Source organism: Pseudonocardia halophobica (assembly GCF_027922425.1).
Taxonomy (GTDB): Bacteria; Actinomycetota; Actinomycetes; order Mycobacteriales; family Pseudonocardiaceae; genus Pseudonocardia; species Pseudonocardia halophobica.
The window spans coordinates 21,431-39,642 of record NZ_BSFQ01000052.1 but is presented as its reverse complement, the minus strand read 5'-3'; the positions used below and the strand labels follow the sequence as shown (position 1 = coordinate 39,642).

Below are 18,212 nucleotides of genomic sequence, written 5' to 3'. Positions count from 1 at the left end.
AGCGCTACTTCCGGGACGCCCCGCTGATGATCGTGGGTGAGGGCACCAACGAGATCCAGCGCAACGTCATCGCCGCCCAGCTCGTCAAGCGCGGCGGGCTCGACTGATGCCCGGAGACGTGCGCGGCGCTGCTGTCCTGCCCCAATGACCGGCCGGAGCGGTTCGACAAGGCGCGCGCCGCCGCCGACTCGGTGATCCTCGACCTCGAGGACGCCGACGGCCCCGAGCACAAGGACCTTGCCCGGACGCATGTCGTCGGAGCCCTGGCCCGCCTCGGCCGCGGTCCGTGCTGGTTCGGGTCAGTGCTCCCGGGCCCTCGTGGCACGTCGACGTCCTCCGCAGCCGTTCCGACGCCCTCGTCCCGCCCAGCACCTTCGGCGCGCAGTACCTCGACGACCTCAGGCTGCCGTCGGATGAGTGTCCCCCTAAGTGCACTGGGTCACAGTGATCGTCCCTCCCTACCGTCTCACCAGCGCAGATGCGCGCAGGTCACGAGCGCCCCAGCGTCGGGGCGGGGACGGAGAAGCGATGAGCGGGGAGCTCACGGACGTCGGGACCGGCGTCACCCTCTTCACGGCCGGCGAGGTGCGCGGCACCGCCCGGTGGTTCCACGACACGTCCGACGTCCTGTCGATCGACGACGACGACCTCGAGGAGACGATCGCCTTCGTCAACAAGGGCGGGATGACCTTCCTGTCGCCGATCCTGCCGGACCTGAAGGCGATCGTGTGCACCGCGGGGAGCCGGGAGTCGCACCTGGCGATCCTGTCCCGCGAGTCCGACGTGCCGTGTGTGCTCGCGGCGGAGCTGGCCGGGGAGGTCACGGACGGTGACACGGTCGTCCTCGACCTCTCCGACGTCGAGACCGCCCGGATCGGCGTGGCCGCGGCGGTGACGGCGTGACGGCGCAGCTCAGCGCCCCGGAGAACGTCAAGGCGCTCTACACCGACGCCTCCTACGAGCCCACCCTCGAGGAGTGGAACTGGCTCGTGCACGAGGGTGGTGCCGCCTACAAGAGCGAGCTCTCGGCGCGCACGGTGTTCGAGTCCGAGCTGTTCGGCATGAACACCTACATCCTCATGTCGATGATGGAGGACTACCTCCGAGTGCCCGAGCGGCTGCGCGCGATCCGCCGGCACGCCACCCCGGCGGAGCTCGTAGGGCGCGCGCTGCCGATCGGCAACAAGCGCAGCTTCATCAACCTGGCGGCGATGCCGCTGCACTACCTGACCGGTCGCGAGCTGTTCGTCGACCTCGGCGAGAACTCCCTGTCCGACGGGCTGGAGGACCAGCTCGAGGTCCTGCGGTTCTGGCGCGAGGCCACCATCGCGATGCGCACCGACGGCGTGCTCTACAACATGCACGCCGACCCGACGAACTCCAGCCACGTGGTCGACGACCGGCTGCTCGACGAGATCCGGGCGAACCTCGTGCCCGCCGACGAGGAGGTGAAGACGGCGATCCGCAAGTTCGGTGCCCGGCTCACCGCCTACGCGTTCCTGGAGAACTGCGACGCCCGCACCGCGGTCTGCGACACCGGTCCCTACCAGCTCGAGGACGGCACCTTCCTCGCGCTGCGCGAGACCTGCGCCGACGGCGACGGCGACTTCCCGTGGCTCGACGGGATCCGGGAGACCCTGCCGTACCAGCACTTCGTCATCGCCTACCGGCTGCCGAGCACGGTGCAGATGGACAACAACGTCTGGGGCACAGCCTGGTTCACCCCCAGCGACTACCAGGCGGACATCCTCGAGACCCGCGTCTTCTGCACGGACGGCGACGTGCTGCGCCCGCTCGACCTCGCGGAGATCGAGGAGGCCACCAAGGCGATCCGGAAGGCGCACCGGGCGCTCTACCAGCGGCTCGCGGAGACCGACCCGGAGGAGCGCAACCTCTACGCGACCCAGATGTACGCGTGGAAGACCAAGCCGTGGGCCCGGCTCGCCGGGTGCTACGACGAGATCGACTGGACGGTCACGCCGCGGATCGCCGAGTCCTACGAGAAGTTCTCCGACCCGGATCTCGCTCTGCAGCTGATCGGCGGGATCTTCGTGCCGCAGGACCGGGACAGCTGTTTCCGGCCGTTGGGAGGCTGAGCATGTCCGTCATCGGTAAGGGCACACCGTCCTACACCTTCACCCGCACCACCGGCCGCGTCCGGAACTTCCGGTCGCCGCAGGACGTCATCGAGTCCCTCGACACCGACCTCGGGTCGACGATCGCGCTGGTCGCCTCGGGCGGGACCACGTTCCTCTCGCCGATCCTCGGCCAGCTGGGCGGGATCGTGTGCCTCGACGGCACGCTCCGGTCCCACCTGGCGATCGTGTCCCGCGAGTTCGAGGTGCCGTGCCTCGTCGGGACCGACCTCACCGGCGAGCTCGCGGACGGCACCGAGATCGTCCTCGACATCGACGACGGGGCGGGCGTCGTCCGTGCGGGGGCCGAGCCGGACAGCACCGCGCCCGCGCAGGACGTCAGCGCCGCCTGGTGGTCGTACGTCCGGCGCGTCGGCGACGAGATCGCCGTCAAGGACTTCGACGTGCAGGTCACGCCGGAGGCCCTCGACGCGCTGCTCGCCGAGGAGCTGACCGACGACCGGCTCGACGACCTGGTCCAGCACATGGGCCGCGCGTTCAAGCCGGAGATGACCCGGCGCTCCGGCTTCACCTCCGAGCTGTTCCCGATGCTGCCGTACATGTCCCTGTCGGTGATCGAGGACTTCCACAGCTACGCCGAGCGGATCGCGGTGATCGACGCCGCGGTGCCGGCCGAGGAGCTCGGCCGCCGGCTGCGGGAGGGCCCGAACCGGGTCAGCCCGCTGTGGATCTGGATGATCGGCTACCACTACCTGTGCGGCCGCGAGTGCCTGATCCGGATGGGCAAGCTGGGCCGGGACGAGCGGCGGGAGGAGATCCGCACCGTCGTGGACTTCTGGCGCCGCCTCACGCTGGCGCACCGCGGCGACGGCACCCTCGACTACAAGGACGCCGGCTTCACCAACCGCTACCTGCCCCAGCCCGTGGTCGACGAGCTCGCCGACGCCGGGACCGTGCTCGACCCGGCCACGTCGAAGGCCCTCAAGCGGCTCAACGCCACCGTCTCCGGCTACTCGTTCCTCTACTTCTGCGACTCCCGCGTGGGCATCTGCGACTCCGGCCCGTACCCGCGGCGCGGGGCAGCGGCGCGCCGGACGATCGTGCGGGACTACCTCTCGCTCGGCCCGAGCGCGTGGGCCTACCCGTGGGCCGAGGACCTCGAGCCGCCGTTCGCGGGCCTGACCATGGCGCTGACCTTCGATCCCGCCTCCTTCCGCGAGTTCGAGATCAACGACTGGGGCACGACCTTCACCGAGCCGGACCAGCTGCTGGCGTCGGTGACCGAGGCGGCCGTGTTCGGGTACCGCGCGGACGGCTCCCGGGAGCTGCTGCCGCCGGAGGCCTGGCCGGAGGTCGCGGCGGCGATCAGCAAGCAGCACATGACGCTGTACCAGCGCTTCGCGGCGATGGACCGGCGGGAACGGATCTTCGCCGCCACCCGGATGTACACCTCGGGCCTGCGCCCGTTCGCGGCCCTGGCCGGGGTCACCGACTCGATCGACTGGTCGATCTCGGACGACACGCTGGCCCTGTACCCGGAGCCGTTCGACGACGACGACCAGGCCGCCGCGATCTTCGGGACCGCGCTGGTGGCCAACGACATGCCGGGCTCGTTCTCGCCCGTGCACAGTCGGGACAGCTAGGAGAGTCATGCGCCAGTCGATGCAGATCCTCACCGCGGCCGACGAGCTGCTGTGCCACCAGACCCCGGAGACGTTCGCGACGATCGCTCACGCGGACATCTCCTGGACCGAGAAGCTGTGGGGCTCGCTCTTCGCCCGGGACGGGTCGCTGCAGGTCGACGTGGGTCTGGGCAAGTACCACAACCGCAACGTGATCGACATGTTCGCCGGGATCTCCCGGGGGAAGGAGCAGCTGACCGTCCGGGCCAGCCGGCAGCTCGACCTGGACCCGGAGCGGGTCGGCGTGGGGCCGCTGGACTACGAGGTCCTCGAACCGCTGAGGAAGGTGCGGTTCGTGCTGCGGGAGAACCACATGCTCCCGATCCGGTTCGACCTCACCGTCACCGGCGTGCTGCCGCCCTTCCTCGAACGCAAGGACGCGCAGCGCGAGCCGCACGGCTTCCGCATCCAGTCCGACCTGCTGCGGTACCACCAGTCGTCGACCGTCAGCGGCGCCGTGTGGATCGACGGCGAGAAGATCGAGGTGCGCGACGAGGAGTGGTTCGGCTTCCGCGACCACTCCTGGGGCGTGCGGATGGACGTGGGCGAGCCGGCGCCGGACGTGTTCAAGCCGCAGCGTCTGGAGCAGGACTTCCTCCTGACCTGGAGCCCGATGTACCTGCGCCGGCCCGACGGGTCGCACTACGAGATCCACCACTACCACCAGGCCGTGGACCACGAGACGACCTACTTCTCCGGGTTCGTCAACGAGGCGGACGGCCGTCAGGTCCCGCTCAACGGCATGGTGGACGAGCTCAAGTTCGACCCGGTCAACCGGAGGCTGCTGGGCGGCAAGATGACCTTCGACGCGGGCTGGGGCGCCACCCGGACCGTGGAGATCGAGCCGATCAGCGACACCGGCTTCCACCTGGGGACCGGGCTCTACTTCGGGTTCAAGGGGCACCGGCACGGCCAGTGGCACGGCCCGCAGCACATCGACGGCGAGCGCTACGCCGACGTGTCGGCCCGGGAGACCGTCGAGGAGGTCCACCAGCTCCGCGACTGCGTGATCCGCGTCCGCGAGGGCGAGGCCGTGGGGTACGGGATCTTCGAGTCCATGGTGATCGGGGAGCACCAGCGGTACGGCCTGACCCGGGAGAGCTCCTTCCTGTGACCCTGTGAGTGGCGATGGTCGCCATAGCGACTATCGCCACTCACGACCGTGGTCAGGGACCGAGCAGGCGCACCGAGACGTCGGGCAGCTCGTCGAACCGCGCCCGTGCATCCGTGGTCAGCAGCACCCGGTCGGTGGCCCGGGCCGTCGCGGCGATGATCAGGCCGTCTGGGCCCCGTGGGCGCCCGTGCGCCGGACGTGGGCGAGCAGGGCGGCGTGGTGCTCGGCGACCTTCACCGTGTAGTCCACCACCGGGACGATGGCCAGCAGACCGTCGAGGTAGGGGCGCGGCGACGCGCGGCGGCGCGGATCAGGGTCCTGTTCGATGCCGGCGAGGAACTCGGCCACCGCGACCGCGGGGAGGGCGAGCTCCTCGCCGTCGCTGCTCGTGGCGAGGTCGAGCCTGCCCCGTGCGGTGGCGACCAGAGATCTCCGACACTCAGCGGGAGCGGGCGAGCAGCGCCAGCTCCATGCGGGACTGGCAGCCGGTGGCGGCCAGGATCCGGCTGACGTACTTCTTCACGCTGTCCTCGGCCAGCGACAGCGTCTCGGCGATGTCGGCGTTCGAGAGGCCCTCCGCGACCAGCTGCACCACCTGCCGCTGCCGCTCGGACAGCCCGGCCAGCGCGGCCTTGGGGCGGGACACCGGCAGGCTGCGGGCGATGGCCGACAGCTGGCGGCTGAGCAGCCGCAGCGTGGCGAGCTCGGCGGGCCCGAGCTTGTCCGCCCGCGGATCGAACATGCCGACGAGCGCGGTGTGCCCACCCGGCAGCTCCAGGCGCAGCGCCGCCGCGCACTCCATGCCCCACGTCGCGTGCAGGAAGTGCCGCACGTAGGCCTCGGCGGAGGCGGGGAGGGTGCCCCGCGCCTGCAGCTCGCTCAACGACGCCAGCCCGCTCGACACCAGCTGGCGCATGGCCATCGGCGTGCCGAAGACGTCGTGGCGCGACCACCGCTCCTGGTACTCGGGGAGCATCCGGGCGGTGTTGCCCTCGGTCAGCGGCGACAGGTCGCCGAACACGTTGTGGAAGGTCGCCCCGGCGAAGAACGAGACGTGCTGGAGCGCGAAATGGCTGCTCAGCGCGCCGACCATCTGCTCCTTGAAATCCGGGAGCGAGGCTGCGGTGTCGCAGCACTCCAGCACGTCGAAGGCCCGTTCGTAATCGGCCTTGCGCAGCACGGGACGAGTCTGGCGGCGAGGGGACCGGGGAGTCGTCGCTGACGCCTGACTGTCCACCAACGTGGACTGGGTCACAACGCTCACGGTACCTACCTTTCCACCTCGTGAACAGCAGGGGATCCGATGGGGTGAGGGCCCGGATCCGCCGCCGGTGGCTCACCCGCCGCCACGACCTCGACGGTTCCGCTCACAGTGAGGTGACGATGTCCGATTCCCGCGACGGCACGGTGGCTGCGCAGACCCCACCGAAATGGGGAGCCACCGAGATGCTCCCGCTCCCGGCCCGGTTCAACGGGGCGGTCCGCGCGTTGGCCGCGAAGCGCTTCGCCGCGACCGACGCGGACTGGAAGGACGTGGTGTTCGACCGCCAGTTCGACCTGTTCTCGCTGGCCGACGCCCGCGCGATCGAGCAGGAGGCGCTCGACTCCGGCTACCGCTTCGACTTCTCGGCGACGGTGTCGCTGGAGTCGGAGCCGGACAAGTACAAGCGGCCGGAGAAGGCCGCGTCGTCCTTCGCCGAGGGGCCGTCGGCCGACGGCCGCCGCCAGGTCGGCGTCGGTGACAACGTCCTGCGCAAGGCCGAGACGGTCACCGGCCCGGTCGCCCTGATCTCGACCACCGAGCAGGTCATGGGCTTCCTGGCCGACGGGGTGCCGGCCGGCACCATTGCCGTGATCGACGACTCCGGCGGCACGCTCACCGCGCCGATCATCGAGGGCTTCGCCGGCGTGATCTGCCTTGGCGGCTCGGTCCGCTCCCACCTCGGGATCCTGGCCCGCGAGTACGACGTGCCGACCCTCATGAACTGCACGATCGACACCCTTCGCGACGGCGACGTCGTCGAGATCGAGGTGACCGCGGCCCCGCCGGCGGCCGACGCGTACGAGACCGGCGACACCGGGCACGCCCGGATCTGGATCCTGGAGAAGGGCGCCTGAGATGGGTACCGAGCTGACCTACGCCAAGCTGCTGGAGAGCAACAACTACCTGCGGCAGCTCTCCGACACGACCTACTGGCTGTGCATCACGCGCACGGTCCAGGAGTCGAAGCTCTTCCCGATGAACCCGTACATGCTGCTCAGCTACCTGAACAGCTTCTACCGGCTGCCGACGCTGCTGCGCGAGATCGACTCCGTGACGCCGGCGGAGGAGCTCGGCGACCGGGCCCGCGAGGTCAGCCTCAAGGTCGACACCGTGAACGCGGCCTGGGGGATGCCTGCCTTCTACCTGATCGGCCGGGAGATGCTCATGAACTGGGGCCTGCTCGGCCCCGCCGACGCGGTCGACGACGTCGTGGACGTCCTGGACTTCTCCCGCCGCTTCAACCTGGCCTACCACCGCAACGACGGGCACCTGACGAACAAGGAGTTCGGCGACCGCTCCCAGTTCCTGCCGGAGCGGACCCTGCAGGTGTTCGAGGCCGACCTGCACGGCGTGACGCCGGGGGACCGGTTGCACACCGCCGCCACCAAGCTGATCGCCCAGCTGTCGCAGTACGCCTTCCTCGCCCACTGCGAGTGCCGGATCGGCATCCACAACTCCGGCCCGTACAACTTCGGCGACAACCGCCAGCTGGTCGTCCGGGACTTCTTCGAGCTCACCGAGGGCGACTACCCCTGGCTCGACGGCATCGCCACGCAGCTGCCCTTCTCGAACCTGACGATCCCGATCGTCTTCAAGGACACCAACTTCCACCTGATGGACGACTGGGCCTCGTTCGAGGCCGAGCCGAGCTACGCCGCGGCGAACATCGCCGCGGTCGGCATGTACACCTCGGACGCGCTCACCGACGGCTACGTGCCGGTCGGGATGGAGAACGCCGAGGTCCTCGCCGAGACCATGGAGCAGTACCGCGAGATCCTCAACCAGGCCACCGCGGACCTGTGGAAGCGGATCGCCACCTGGACCCGCGAGCAGATGATCGACGCCGGTGCCCTGGTGTACTCGTCGGTGGCGAAGGACTTCGCGCACCTGGCGGGCACCTACCGGCAGTCGGACTGGTTCGAGCTCGACGACCGGGTGCAGCGGTTCAAGCCGCTGATGAACGACGAGTACGGCCGGGACAACCTCGGCGAGATGGTCGGGTTGCTGGGCTTCCCGCACCAGAAGACCAACGAGTACACGATGGCCCGCTACTCCGGCCTCAACCAGAACATGCTCACCGGCATCCCGTACACCGTCCTGACCGACGACGACTTCGCCCGGACCGCGGGCGCGGCCCTGTCCGGCTCGTCGAGCCTGCCGCCCAAGAACGGGCTGTGGACGACGAGCGCCGGCCGGCTCGAGCTCGACGAGTACAACCGCCGGGCCCGGGAGTTCACCCCGGCCGTCCTGACCGGTGGCAACCGCTACCTCGACGAGGAGTGGGTCAAGCGCAACCACACCTCCGAGCGCGCGGACGCCCTCTACAGGCTGGCCCAGCGCGGCAGCCGGAACCTCGAGGGCCGGGGCGCGGGCCTGCGTCGCGCCGACCTTCCCTGACCCTGTGAGTGGCGATGGTCGTTCCGGCGACCATCGCCACTCACGAGGCACTCCTAGGAGACCTCTGTGCAGATCGGAGACCTGATCCGCCGGGCGGGGCGCCAGTTCGGCGCCGCCCCCGCGCTGATCGACGGCGAGCGGGTGGTGACCTTCGCCGAGTTCGACGAGCTCACCGACCGGCTGGGCACCGCCCTGCTCGCCCGCGGCCTGGCCCCCGGCGACCGGGTCGCGGTGCTCATGCCCAACGGGATCGACGGCGTCGTCGTCTACTACGCGCTGGCCAAGTCCGGCCTGGTACGCGTGCCGCTCAACGTCCGGGAGACCCCGCACGAGCACGCGTACAAGATCGAGGACTCGCAGGCCCGCGGCCTCGTCCACGCCGGGGAAGCCCCGGCGGAGGTCGAGATCGCGATCCCGGCCGACGACCTCCCCGCGCTGATCGCCGGCGCCGCGCCCGGGCCGTGCGACGTCCGCCGCGACCAGGACGCCCCGCTGCGGCTCGCCTACACCGGCGGGACCACGGGCCGGCCCAAGGCGGTGGTGCTCACCACCCGCAGCGAGCTCGCCGAGGTCGCCAACTTCCTCGTCGACCTGCTGCCGAACCTGCGGCCCGACTCGGTGATGCTGCACGCCGCACCGATCACCCACGGCAGCGGCGCGTTCTTCCTGCCGCACCTGGTCAAGGGCGCGGCCAACGTGATCGTCCCGAAGTTCTCGCCGGCGGCCTTCCTGGAGGCCGCGCAGAAGCACCGCGCGACCTCGACCTTCGTGGTCCCGACCATGATCGCGATGCTGCTGGAGGACCCGGCGACGGCGGCGGCGTCGTCGTCGGGGGCTCTCGCCCTGGAGCGGCTCTGCTACGGCGGCGCCCCGATCGCGACGACCGTGCTGCAGCGGGGGATCGACGTGCTCGGCCCGGTGTTCGCCCAGCTCTACGGCCAGGCGGAGGCGCCGCTGGCGATCACCTGCCTGCAGCCCTGGGAGCACACCCCCGAGCGGCTGACCTCGGCGGGCAAGCCCTACACGTTCGTCGAGGTCGACATCCGGGACGCCGAGGGCCGCTCGCTCGGCGTCGACCAGGTGGGGGAGGTCCTCACCCGCGGCCCGCACACGATGGACCACTACTGGCGTCGGCCGGAGGCCACCGCCGAGACCAAGGAGCCCGACGGCTGGCTGCACACCGGCGACATCGGCCGGTGGGACGCCGACGGCTACCTGCACCTGCTCGACCGCCGGCACGACGTGATCATCTCCGGCGGGTTCAACGTCTACCCCCGCGAGGTGGAGGACGCCCTGCTCGCGCACCCGGCCGTCGTCGAGGCGGCCGTGGTCGGGATCCCCGACGAGAAGTGGGGCGAGCGCGTCACGGCCGCCGTCGTGACCCGCGCCGAGGTGGGGGCCGACGAGATCCGTGACTTCTGCGCCGGCCGCCTGGCCGGCTTCAAACGACCCCGGGCCGTCGAGATCTGGCCCGACCTGCCCACCAGCCCGGTCGGCAAGTCGCTGCGCCGCGAGGTGCGCGACCGCATGCTCTCCCGGAAGGACGCCTGATGCTCGATCCGTACCAGCTCACCGTGCACTCCCTGACGCTGCGCCAGCTCGCGTCGGCCGAGCAGCTCGCCGAGGTCACCGGGCAGCCGGTCGCCGAGATCGAGGCCGGGCTGGAGAAGGCGGCCGCCGACGGCGCCGTCGTCGCCGCGCGGGGCAACTACATGATCAGCCCCGCCGGCCGGGCCCTGCTCGACGAGGCCTACCCGGCGGCGTTCACCGACATCCGGGCCTCGCAGGAGATCGCCGACGCGATGGAGGCGTTCGAGACCGGCGTCAACAAGCAGGTCCTGGCCCTGACCACGGACTGGCAGACGAAGGAGGTCGGCGGCGACCGGGTGCCCAACGACCACGGCGACGCCGACTACGACGCCGCGATCATCGACAAGCTCGCCCGGGTGCACGAGAAGACCGGGAAGGTGCTGCGGCCGCTCGCCGCCGCCGATCCGCTCGTCGACCGCTTCCTCGACCGGATTGGCGGTGCGCTGACCCGGGCCGAGGGCGGCGAGACCGACTACGTCAGCGGCGTGCGGGTCGACTCGGTGCACACGGTGTGGTTCCAGATGCACGAGCACCTGCTCCGGCTGACCGGGCGGGAGCGCCCGGAATGAGCGCGACGGTGAACGCGGCGGTGGGCCACCGCTGGCTGGTCGTCCCCGACGATCCCGCGCTCGAGCCGGACCGGGAGCTGGTGGGCGGCAAGGCCTGGAGCCTGTGGCGGATGCGGTCGCTCGGGCTGCGGGTCCCGCCCGCGTTCGTGGTCACCACCGAGGCGTGCGCGGCGTACTTCGCCGGGGGCGGGCTGCCCGCGGGGCTGGTGGAGGAGCTCGAGGCGGGGATCCGGCTGCTGGAGGCGGAGCTCGGCCGCACCTTCGGCGGCGGCGACCGGCCGCTGCTCGTGTCCGTGCGCTCGGGCGCCGCGGTGAGCATGCCGGGGATGATGGACACGATCCTCGACCTGGGCTGCACGGACGAGGTGGAGCGGGCGCTCGCCGCCGAGACCGGCGACCCGGCCTTCGCGGCCGAGGTGCACCGGCGGTTCACCGGCTTCTACGGCCGGCTGGTGCTGGGCTGCACCGAGGAGCTCGAGGACCTGCCGGACACCGCCGCCGTCCGGGCCGCGCTCCTCGCCGACACCGGTGCGCGGATCCCCGCGGACCCGTGGGAGCAGCTCCGCGAGGCCGTCGCGGCGGTCTTCGCCTCCAGCCGGTCCCGGCGGGCCACGGCCTACCGCCGGCACTACGGCATCCGGGACGACCTCGGCACCGCCGTCACCGTGCAGGCCATGGTGTTCGGCAACCTCGACGACGACTCCGGCACGGGCGTGCTGTTCACCCGCAACCCGCTGACCGGGACCAAGGAGCCCTACGGGGAGTACCTGGAGCGGGGCCAGGGCGAGGACGTCGTGTCCGGGCGGGTCACGCCGAAGCCGCTGACGCACCTGGCCTCCCGCGCGCCGGCGGTCCACGCCGAGCTGCTGCGCGCTGCCGAGTGCCTGGACACCGAGGGCCGGGACGCGCAGGACATCGAGTTCACCGTCCAGCGCGGCGAGCTGTACCTGCTGCAGTCCCGGCCGGCCAAACGCACCGCCCGCGCCGCCGTCCGGATCGCCGTCGCGCTCGTCGACGAGGGGGCGATCGACCCGGCCGAGGCGGTCCGGCGGGTCACCGCCGAGCAGGTGCGGACCCTGCTGCGGCCCGAGCTCGCCGCGGGTGCGGCGGACTCCGCGGAGCTGCTGGCCTCGGGTGCCGCCGCCAGCCCCGGGGTGGCGACGGGCCTCGCGGTCGCCACGCCGGAGGAGGCGCAGCGCACGCCGGGGTCGGTGCTCGTGCGCCGCTCGACCAGTCCCGACGACGTGCACGGCATGATCGCCGCGGCCGCCGTCGTCACCGAGCAGGGCGGCGCGACCTCGCACGCCGCGGTGGTCAGCCGCGCGCTGGACACGCCCTGCGTGGTCGGGTGCGGGGCCGGCACCGTCGAGGCCCTGGTGGGCCGCGAGGTCACGGTCGACGCCACCGGCGGCCGGGTCTACGCGGGAGCCCTGCCGACCTCCGCGGTCACCGAGGCGGCCGACGACGACCTGCGGCGGCTGTGCGAGTGGGCCGACGCGCTCGCCCCGGTCCGCGTGGTGGCCGACGGCGCCGAGGCGGTGGAGCCGGTGTTCGACGCCGGCGCCGTGCCGCCCGACGAGCTCGGGGAGGCCCTGCCCGCCATCCCGCCGGGCACCCGCACCGTGCGGGGCGCCCTGTTCACCACGACCGACGGCGTGCGGGCGGCGGTCGACGCCGGGGTCGAGGTGATCGTCGCGGAGAACCGGCTGCCGGTCCTCCTCGCGGCGGTCGCACACGGGGGAGGAGCCCGATGAGCGCGCCCACCGAGCCGGAGGTCCCGGAGGCCGTCACCTACCGCGAGATCCGCGAGATCCTGCGGACCTTCGGCGACTCGGACTGGACCGGCATGACCGTGGAGCTGCACGGCATGCGGATCACGGTGGGGAAGAACGGCCCGCCCGCGGGCGGGGCCCCGCAGGCCGGGGGTGCGCCCGCGGGCCCGGTCGCCGCCCCCGCCGCCTCCGCGCCGGCGCCGGCGCCGGCCCCGGCTGCCGCTCCGGCACCGGCTGCGGCCCCCGCCCCGGTCAGCCCGGCACCGCCCGCCGCGACCGTCGACACCACGGGCTGCGTCGCCGTGACCTCGCCCGCGGTCGGGGCGTTCTGGGTGGCCCCCAGCCCGGGGCAGCCGCCGTTCGTGCAGGTCGGCGACACCGTCGAGCGGGACCAGCAGCTCGCGATCGTCGAGGTCATGAAGCTGATGAACCCGGTCGTCGCGCCCGCGGCGGGCACCGTCGTCGAGGTCTGCGCGGCCAACGCCGAGATGGTCGAGTACGAGCAGGTGCTGTTCTGGATCCGGCCCCATGGCTAGCCCGGCGGTCCTCGACGCGGGCGTCGCCGCCCGCCCACTGCGCCGCGTGCTCGTCGCCAACCGCGGGGAGATCGCGGTCCGGGTGATCCGGGCCTGCCGCACGCTCGGGCTGCAGACGGTCGTGGTGACCTCGACGGCCGACCGCGACGGGATGGCGGCCCGGCTCGCCGACCGGGCGGTGTGCATCGGGCCGCCGCCGGCCGGGCAGAGCTACCTGGCCGTGCCGTCCGTGCTCAGCGCGGCGCTCGGCACCGGCTGCGACGCCGTCCACCCCGGTTACGGGTTCCTCTCCGAGAACCCGGAGTTCGCGGCCGCCTGCGTCGCGGAGGGGCTCACCTTCGTCGGCCCCCGGCCCGAGGCCGTGGCGCAGGCCGGGGACAAGGCACGGGCCCGCGAGCTGGCCCGGACCGCCGGCATCCCGACACTCGACGGCTCGCCGATCCTGGAGACCACCGAGGCCGCCGTCGCCGCGGCTCGCGAGCTGGGGTTCCCGGTGCTGGTCAAGGCGGCTGCGGGCGGGGGTGGACGCGGCATGTCCGTCGTCGAGGACGAGGGCGAGCTGCGCGGCCGGTTCTCCGCCGCAGCCGAGGAGGCGCGGGCGGCGTTCGGCGACGGGCGCGTCTACCTGGAGCGGTTCGTCCGCAACGCCCGGCACATCGAGGTGCAGGTCGTCGGCGACAAGCAGGGCACCGTCGTGCACGTCGGCGAGCGGGACTGCACCCTGCAGCGGCGGCACCAGAAGGTGGTCGAGGAGTCGCCCGCCCCGAACATCCCCGAGCAGGTGCGCCAGGACATCCGGTGCAGCGGCGTCGCGTTCGCCGAGGCGCTCGGCCTGGACAGCGCCGGCACCGTCGAGTTCATCTACGACGCCGACCGGCAGACCTACGCCTTCCTCGAGTTCAACGCCCGCATCCAGGTCGAGCACCCGGTCAGCGAGCTGGTCTCCGGGATCGACCTGGTGGCCGCGCAGCTGCGCGTGGCGGGCGGCGCACCGCTCGGGTTCACGCAGGACGACGTGCACCTGGCCGGGCACGCCGTCGAGGTCCGGATCACCACGGAGGACCCGGCGCGGGGGTTCGTGCCGCACCCCGGCACGGTCACCGCCTGGGAACCGCCTGCGGGGCAGGGCATCCGCGTGGACAGCCACTGCGAGCCCGGGTACGTCGTCACGCCCTTCTACGACTCCCTGCTGGCCAAGATCGTGGCCCACGGACCCGACCGCGCGACCGCGGTCGACCGCATGATCGCCGCGCTCGACGCCCTGCGCGTCGAGGGCGTGCCGACCACCCGCGAGTTCTGCCGGGGCGCGCTCGACCATCCCGACTTCCGCGCCGGACGCGTCACCACCGACTGGATCGCGACCCGCGGACTGCCCGACTACCTGGAGAAGGTCCGATGAACTACCTGGACGTGGCCCCGCGGACCGAGGGCGGGGGCCGGCGACGCATCGAGATCGTCGACCAGACGCTGCGGGACGGCCCGCAGAGCTGGTGGGGGATGAAGCTGCGCCGGGACATGGGCCTGCCGATCGCCGGCGAGCTCGACCGCACCGGCTTCCACACCATCGACCTGGTGGGCAGCTCGATCTTCGAGGTCCTCGTGCGGCACTGCAAGGAGGACCCCTGGGAGCAGCTGATCTCGCTGTCGCGGGCGATGCCGCGCACCACCGTCCGGGCCGGGACCCGCAGCAACGGCATCGTGACCTTCGGGCTCACCGCCGACAGCGTCATGGACCTGTGGGTGCAGCGGCTCGTCGCGCACGGCATCGGCAGCTTCTGGATCTACGACGGCCTGTTCAACACCGACAAGATCGGCCGTCTGGTGAAGACCGCGCAGGCCGAGGGCGCGAAGGCGATCCCCTGCATCCTCTATGCGGACAGCCCGTACCACACGGACGAGTACTACGCGGCCCGCACGAAGGAGCTCGTCGCGCTCGGTGCGGACGGCATCGAGCTGGAGGACGCCGCCGGGCTGCTCACTCCGGAGCGCACCCGCACGCTGGTCGCCGCGATCAAGGCCGCGGCCGGCGACCTCCCGGTGGAGATCCACTTCCACAGCAACAACGCGCTCGCCCCGCTGAACTACCTGGAGGGCGTGCTGGCGGGCGCGGACGTCGTGCACACCGCGTCGAAGCCCCTCGCCGCCGGGGTGTCCCTGCCGTCGACCGAGAACACCGTGGCCAACCTGCGCTACGCCGGGTTCGACGTCGACCTCGACGAGACCCGCTTCGCCCCGGTCGCCGAGCACCTGCTGCGGGTGGCGGAGTACGAGGACCTCCCGGTCGGCACGCCGGCGGAGTACTCGCTGTTCCTCTACCGCCACCAGCTGCCCGGCGGCATGACCGGCACGTTCAAGGACCAGCTGCGGGCGCGGGGCATGGAGGACCGGTTCGAGGAGGTCCTCGACGAGATGTCCCGGGTCCGCGAGGAGCTCGGCTACCCGGTGATGGCCACCCCGTTCTCGCAGCTCGTCGGCACCCAAGCGGTGCTGAACATCGTGACCGGCAAGCGCTACTCGGTCGTCCCGGACGAGGTGATGATCTATGCCCACGGCTTCTACGGGAAGCCCGTCGCCCCGCTCGACCAGAACGTCCTCGACACGATCATGAGCTCGGCCAAGGCGAAGAGCTACGCGGACTGGCAGCCGCCGCAGCCGAGCCTCGCGGAGCTGCGCCGCCGGTTCGGCGAGTCGATCTCCGACGACGAGCTGATCCTGCGCCTGCTGGTGCCGGAGAGCGACATCGACGTCATGCGGGCCACTCCGCAGCGCAACCGGGACTTCGCGCCGACCACCAGGCAGGCCCGGTTCATCCGGGAGCTCGTGGAGACCTCCGTCGGCGCGTACCTGCACATCGACGGCCCCGGCTTCGAGCTGACCCTCGAAGGGGACCACTGATGAGCACCGAGCTGGGTGTCGGTCGCCCGACGAAGCGCCGGCCGGGGGCCGCGGTGGGCGGGCTGCCCGTCGCCGACCCCCGGCCGCTGCTCGACGGCGACGCGGTCCTCGGGGTCCGCTGCACCGCCTGCCGGTACCCGGTCGCGCAGGACGGCGTGCCGTGGTGCCCGGCCTGCTACGGGCCCGTCGAGCCGGCCCGGTTCGCGACGACGGGCGCGGCCTGGTCGTCGACCGTCGTCGCGATCCCGGTGGGAGAGCGGCGGCCGCCGTTCGGCCTGGCCTACCTCGACCTGGACGACGGGCCGCGGGTCCTCGTGCACCTCGCGGAGCCCGCCGTCCTGCCGATCGGCACGCGCCTGCGGATCACCGGCACGGACCTCGGCGACCTGGTGGCCGCCACGATCGACGACGAGGTGACCCCGTGAACCAGCCGATGCTGTGGGGCGTCGGGACCAGCGACTACGGCCTCCAGCCCGAGCGCCGCGTCGAGTCGCTCGCCTGGACCGCGGTCGCCGAGGCGGTCCGCGACGCCGGCATCACGCCGGGGCAGATCGACGCGATCGTGGTCGGGTCCGTGTTCGGCCCGCCCGGTGTCGCGACGCGGGTGCAGCGGGGGCTCGGGCTGCCCGGGGTTCCGATGTGGACCGTCGAGAACGCCTGCGCGAGTGGCACCAGCGCCTACCACGAGGCCGTCGAGGCGGTCCGCCTCGGCCGCTTCGGCTGTGTGCTGGTCCTCGGCGTCGACCAGATGTCGACGCTGTTCTCGGGAGCGATCGTGCCCGAGGCGACCGACCCCGAGGGCGCCGCGTCGCTGCCCCTGCCGGGGCTGTACGCGTTGCAGGCCCAGCGGTACGTGCAGGAGTTCGGGGTCACGCCCGAGCAGCTCGCCGCCGTCGCCGTGAAGAACAAGCGCAACGGCCTGGACAACCCCCGTGCGCAGCTGCGGAAGAAGGCACCGACGGTCGAGGAGGTCCTCGCGTCCCGCATGATCGCGGACCCACTGACCTTCCTGCAGTGCTGCCCGACCAGCGACGGGGCAGGCGCCCTGATCGTGGGACCCGAGCGCGGCAACCCGGACGACCTGCGGATCGAGGCCTCGGCGATGGTCTCCGGGGCGCTGTGGGACCACCGCACGGACGACGTCTGGGGCTATGCCAGCGTGGTCCGGGCCGCCGAGCAGGCCTACGCGCAGGCCGGACGGACGCCCGGGGAGATCGACGTCCTCGAGGTGCACGACGCCTTCACCATCGGCGAGATCCTCACGCTCGAGGCCCTCGGCCTCGCCCCCCGCGGCAAGGGCGCGGAGCTGGCGCCCTCCGGCCACACCGCCCGCGACGGCGCCCAGCCGGTGAACCCGAGCGGTGGGCTGCTGTCCCGCGGACACCCGTTGGGCGGCACGGGAACCGCGCAGATCGCCGAGATCGCGTGGCAGCTGCGCGGCCGGGCCGAGGCCCGGCAGGTCGCCCGGCACCGCGTCGGCCTCGTCGAGACGATGGGTGGCGGCGCCGCGGGCATGGACGGCAACGCCTGTGTCGTCACGATCCTGTCGGTCCTGTGAGGTACCCCGGGTTGCTGGGGTTCCGCGAGGTCGCGGGTCTGCGGACCCGCTCCGGCGGGCGGGTGCGGCCCGGCCTGCTGTACCGGAGCGGCACGCCGCAGTTCCTCGACCTCGCGGCCGGTCGCCGGCTGCTCGCGGACACCGGCATCGCGTCGACGATCGACCTCCGCCTGCCCCACGAGGTCGACCAGGAGGGCCGGGGCCCGCTCGACCGGCTCGGGGTCCGCCACGCCCCGCACCCCGTGCGCCTGCGGGCCCTGGTCGCCCCGGGGTCGGCGGTGGCGCCGATGCCGGGCGACGACCCGCTCGTCGGCACCTACCTGCGCTACCTCGACGAGGGCGCCGAGGCGGTCGCCGGGTCCGTCGCGGAGCTGCTCGAGCCCGGTACGCTCCCGGTCCTCCTGCACTGCACGGTGGGCAAGGACCGCACCGGTGCCGTGGTCGCCGTCCTGCTCGACGCCCTCGGGGTGGAGCACGAGGACATCGCCGCCGACTACGCGCGGGGCGCGGCGGACGCCGCCGAGGCCATGGCCCGGCTGCGGACCATGGCCTCCTACGGCGACGCGGTCGACGTCTACCCGCCCGAGGCGCTGACGGCCGAACCCGGCACGATCCTGCGCTTCCTCGCCGCCGTGGACGACCGCCACGGCGGCAGCCGTGCGTTCCTGCTCGACCACGGGCTCACCCCGGCGATGCTCGACGAGCTCGACGCGCTCCTCGTCGAGCACCCGGGGTAGAT

General features: G+C 72.4%; 18 protein-coding genes. 16 read left to right on the top strand and 2 right to left on the bottom strand.

Going from position 1 to position 18,212, the window contains the following annotated elements:
* From PKE99_RS34185 to PKE99_RS34165, 5 genes are all read left to right on the top strand, one after another.
* A partial coding sequence (locus PKE99_RS34185) for an acyl-CoA dehydrogenase family protein (RefSeq protein WP_271214936.1) occupies positions 1–107 on the top strand: 107 nt, incomplete at its 5' end.
* Between the two features lie 421 nt (positions 108–528).
* Positions 529–903: a PEP-utilizing enzyme gene (locus tag PKE99_RS34180; protein WP_037053261.1), complete on the top strand. Its 375-nt coding sequence runs from the start codon at positions 529–531 to the stop codon at positions 901–903.
* Positions 900–2,096: a hypothetical protein gene (locus PKE99_RS34175; protein ID WP_037053263.1), complete on the top strand. Its 1,197-nt coding sequence runs from the start codon at positions 900–902 to the stop codon at positions 2,094–2,096. Before PKE99_RS34180 ends, PKE99_RS34175 begins: the two co-directional genes overlap by 4 nt.
* Positions 2,097–2,098: 2 nt before the next feature.
* Positions 2,099–3,739 (top strand): PEP-utilizing enzyme, encoded by a 1,641-nt coding sequence (locus PKE99_RS34170; protein WP_037053265.1) that lies wholly within the window; start codon positions 2,099–2,101, stop codon positions 3,737–3,739.
* 7 nt (positions 3,740–3,746) lie between these two features.
* The gene (locus PKE99_RS34165; protein ID WP_197040878.1) at positions 3,747–4,892 is read left to right on the top strand and encodes an Rv3169 family protein; all 1,146 of its coding nucleotides are present in this window, start codon (positions 3,747–3,749) and stop codon (positions 4,890–4,892) included.
* A gap of 159 nt (positions 4,893–5,051) precedes the next feature.
* On the opposite strand, the gene PKE99_RS34160 is transcribed toward PKE99_RS34165, so the two are convergent.
* Positions 5,052–5,240 (bottom strand): PIN domain-containing protein, encoded by a 189-nt coding sequence (locus tag PKE99_RS34160; protein WP_051738265.1) that lies wholly within the window; start codon positions 5,238–5,240, stop codon positions 5,052–5,054.
* A gap of 91 nt (positions 5,241–5,331) precedes the next feature.
* On the bottom strand, positions 5,332–6,072 hold the full coding sequence (locus PKE99_RS34155) for a helix-turn-helix transcriptional regulator (protein WP_037053271.1): 741 nt from the start codon (positions 6,070–6,072) through the stop codon (positions 5,332–5,334).
* Between the two features lie 203 nt (positions 6,073–6,275).
* Between PKE99_RS34155 and PKE99_RS34150 the strand changes: the two genes are divergently transcribed.
* From PKE99_RS34150 to PKE99_RS34100, 11 genes are all read left to right on the top strand, one after another.
* On the top strand, positions 6,276–7,010 hold the full coding sequence (locus PKE99_RS34150) for a PEP-utilizing enzyme (protein ID WP_037053341.1): 735 nt from the start codon (positions 6,276–6,278) through the stop codon (positions 7,008–7,010).
* Position 7,011: 1 nt separating this feature from the next.
* Positions 7,012–8,553 carry a hypothetical protein gene (locus PKE99_RS34145; RefSeq protein ID WP_037053273.1) on the top strand — a complete coding sequence of 514 codons (1,542 nt, stop codon included), beginning with the start codon at positions 7,012–7,014 and terminating at the stop codon, positions 8,551–8,553.
* 66 nt (positions 8,554–8,619) lie between these two features.
* Positions 8,620–10,104 carry a class I adenylate-forming enzyme family protein gene (locus PKE99_RS34140; RefSeq protein ID WP_037053275.1) on the top strand — a complete coding sequence of 495 codons (1,485 nt, stop codon included), beginning with the start codon at positions 8,620–8,622 and terminating at the stop codon, positions 10,102–10,104.
* Entirely contained in the window at positions 10,104–10,712 is a 609-nt protein-coding gene (locus PKE99_RS34135) for a hypothetical protein (RefSeq protein WP_037053278.1), read from the top strand. Before PKE99_RS34140 ends, PKE99_RS34135 begins: the two co-directional genes overlap by 1 nt.
* Positions 10,709–12,466: a pyruvate, phosphate dikinase gene (locus PKE99_RS34130; protein ID WP_156068072.1), complete on the top strand. Its 1,758-nt coding sequence runs from the start codon at positions 10,709–10,711 to the stop codon at positions 12,464–12,466. Before PKE99_RS34135 ends, PKE99_RS34130 begins: the two co-directional genes overlap by 4 nt.
* On the top strand, positions 12,463–13,020 hold the full coding sequence (accB, locus tag PKE99_RS34125) for an acetyl-CoA carboxylase biotin carboxyl carrier protein (RefSeq protein ID WP_037053280.1): 558 nt from the start codon (positions 12,463–12,465) through the stop codon (positions 13,018–13,020). The genes PKE99_RS34130 and accB overlap by 4 nt, the downstream gene beginning before the upstream one ends.
* Positions 13,013–14,419, top strand: coding sequence for an acetyl-CoA carboxylase biotin carboxylase subunit (locus tag PKE99_RS34120; protein WP_051738267.1), 1,407 nt, complete (start codon positions 13,013–13,015; stop codon positions 14,417–14,419). The genes accB and PKE99_RS34120 overlap by 8 nt, the downstream gene beginning before the upstream one ends.
* Positions 14,416–15,915: a hydroxymethylglutaryl-CoA lyase-like TIM-barrel protein gene (locus PKE99_RS34115; RefSeq protein WP_037053282.1), complete on the top strand. Its 1,500-nt coding sequence runs from the start codon at positions 14,416–14,418 to the stop codon at positions 15,913–15,915. The genes PKE99_RS34120 and PKE99_RS34115 overlap by 4 nt, the downstream gene beginning before the upstream one ends.
* Entirely contained in the window at positions 15,915–16,340 is a 426-nt protein-coding gene (locus PKE99_RS34110; RefSeq protein WP_037053284.1) for a Zn-ribbon domain-containing OB-fold protein, read from the top strand. Before PKE99_RS34115 ends, PKE99_RS34110 begins: the two co-directional genes overlap by 1 nt.
* Entirely contained in the window at positions 16,337–17,473 is a 1,137-nt protein-coding gene (locus PKE99_RS34105) for a thiolase family protein (RefSeq protein WP_037053286.1), read from the top strand. The genes PKE99_RS34110 and PKE99_RS34105 overlap by 4 nt, the downstream gene beginning before the upstream one ends.
* On the top strand, positions 17,470–18,210 hold the full coding sequence (locus tag PKE99_RS34100; RefSeq protein ID WP_037053289.1) for a tyrosine-protein phosphatase: 741 nt from the start codon (positions 17,470–17,472) through the stop codon (positions 18,208–18,210). The genes PKE99_RS34105 and PKE99_RS34100 overlap by 4 nt, the downstream gene beginning before the upstream one ends.
* Positions 18,211–18,212 lie beyond the last annotated feature (2 nt).

Coding starts and splice junctions, on each gene's coding strand:
- PKE99_RS34180 (WP_037053261.1), top strand. CDS start 529: ATGAGCGGGGAGCTCACGGACGTCGGGACCGGCGTCACCCTCTTCACG.
- PKE99_RS34165 (WP_197040878.1), top strand. CDS start 3,747: ATGCGCCAGTCGATGCAGATCCTCACCGCGGCCGACGAGCTGCTGTGC.
- PKE99_RS34135 (WP_037053278.1), top strand. CDS start 10,104: ATGCTCGATCCGTACCAGCTCACCGTGCACTCCCTGACGCTGCGCCAG.
- PKE99_RS34110 (WP_037053284.1), top strand. CDS start 15,915: ATGAGCACCGAGCTGGGTGTCGGTCGCCCGACGAAGCGCCGGCCGGGG.
- PKE99_RS34170 (WP_037053265.1), top strand. CDS start 2,099: ATGTCCGTCATCGGTAAGGGCACACCGTCCTACACCTTCACCCGCACC.
- PKE99_RS34120 (WP_051738267.1), top strand. CDS start 13,013: ATGGCTAGCCCGGCGGTCCTCGACGCGGGCGTCGCCGCCCGCCCACTG.
- PKE99_RS34150 (WP_037053341.1), top strand. CDS start 6,276: ATGTCCGATTCCCGCGACGGCACGGTGGCTGCGCAGACCCCACCGAAA.
- PKE99_RS34145 (WP_037053273.1), top strand. CDS start 7,012: ATGGGTACCGAGCTGACCTACGCCAAGCTGCTGGAGAGCAACAACTAC.
- PKE99_RS34115 (WP_037053282.1), top strand. CDS start 14,416: ATGAACTACCTGGACGTGGCCCCGCGGACCGAGGGCGGGGGCCGGCGA.
- accB (WP_037053280.1), top strand. CDS start 12,463: ATGAGCGCGCCCACCGAGCCGGAGGTCCCGGAGGCCGTCACCTACCGC.
- PKE99_RS34130 (WP_156068072.1), top strand. CDS start 10,709: ATGAGCGCGACGGTGAACGCGGCGGTGGGCCACCGCTGGCTGGTCGTC.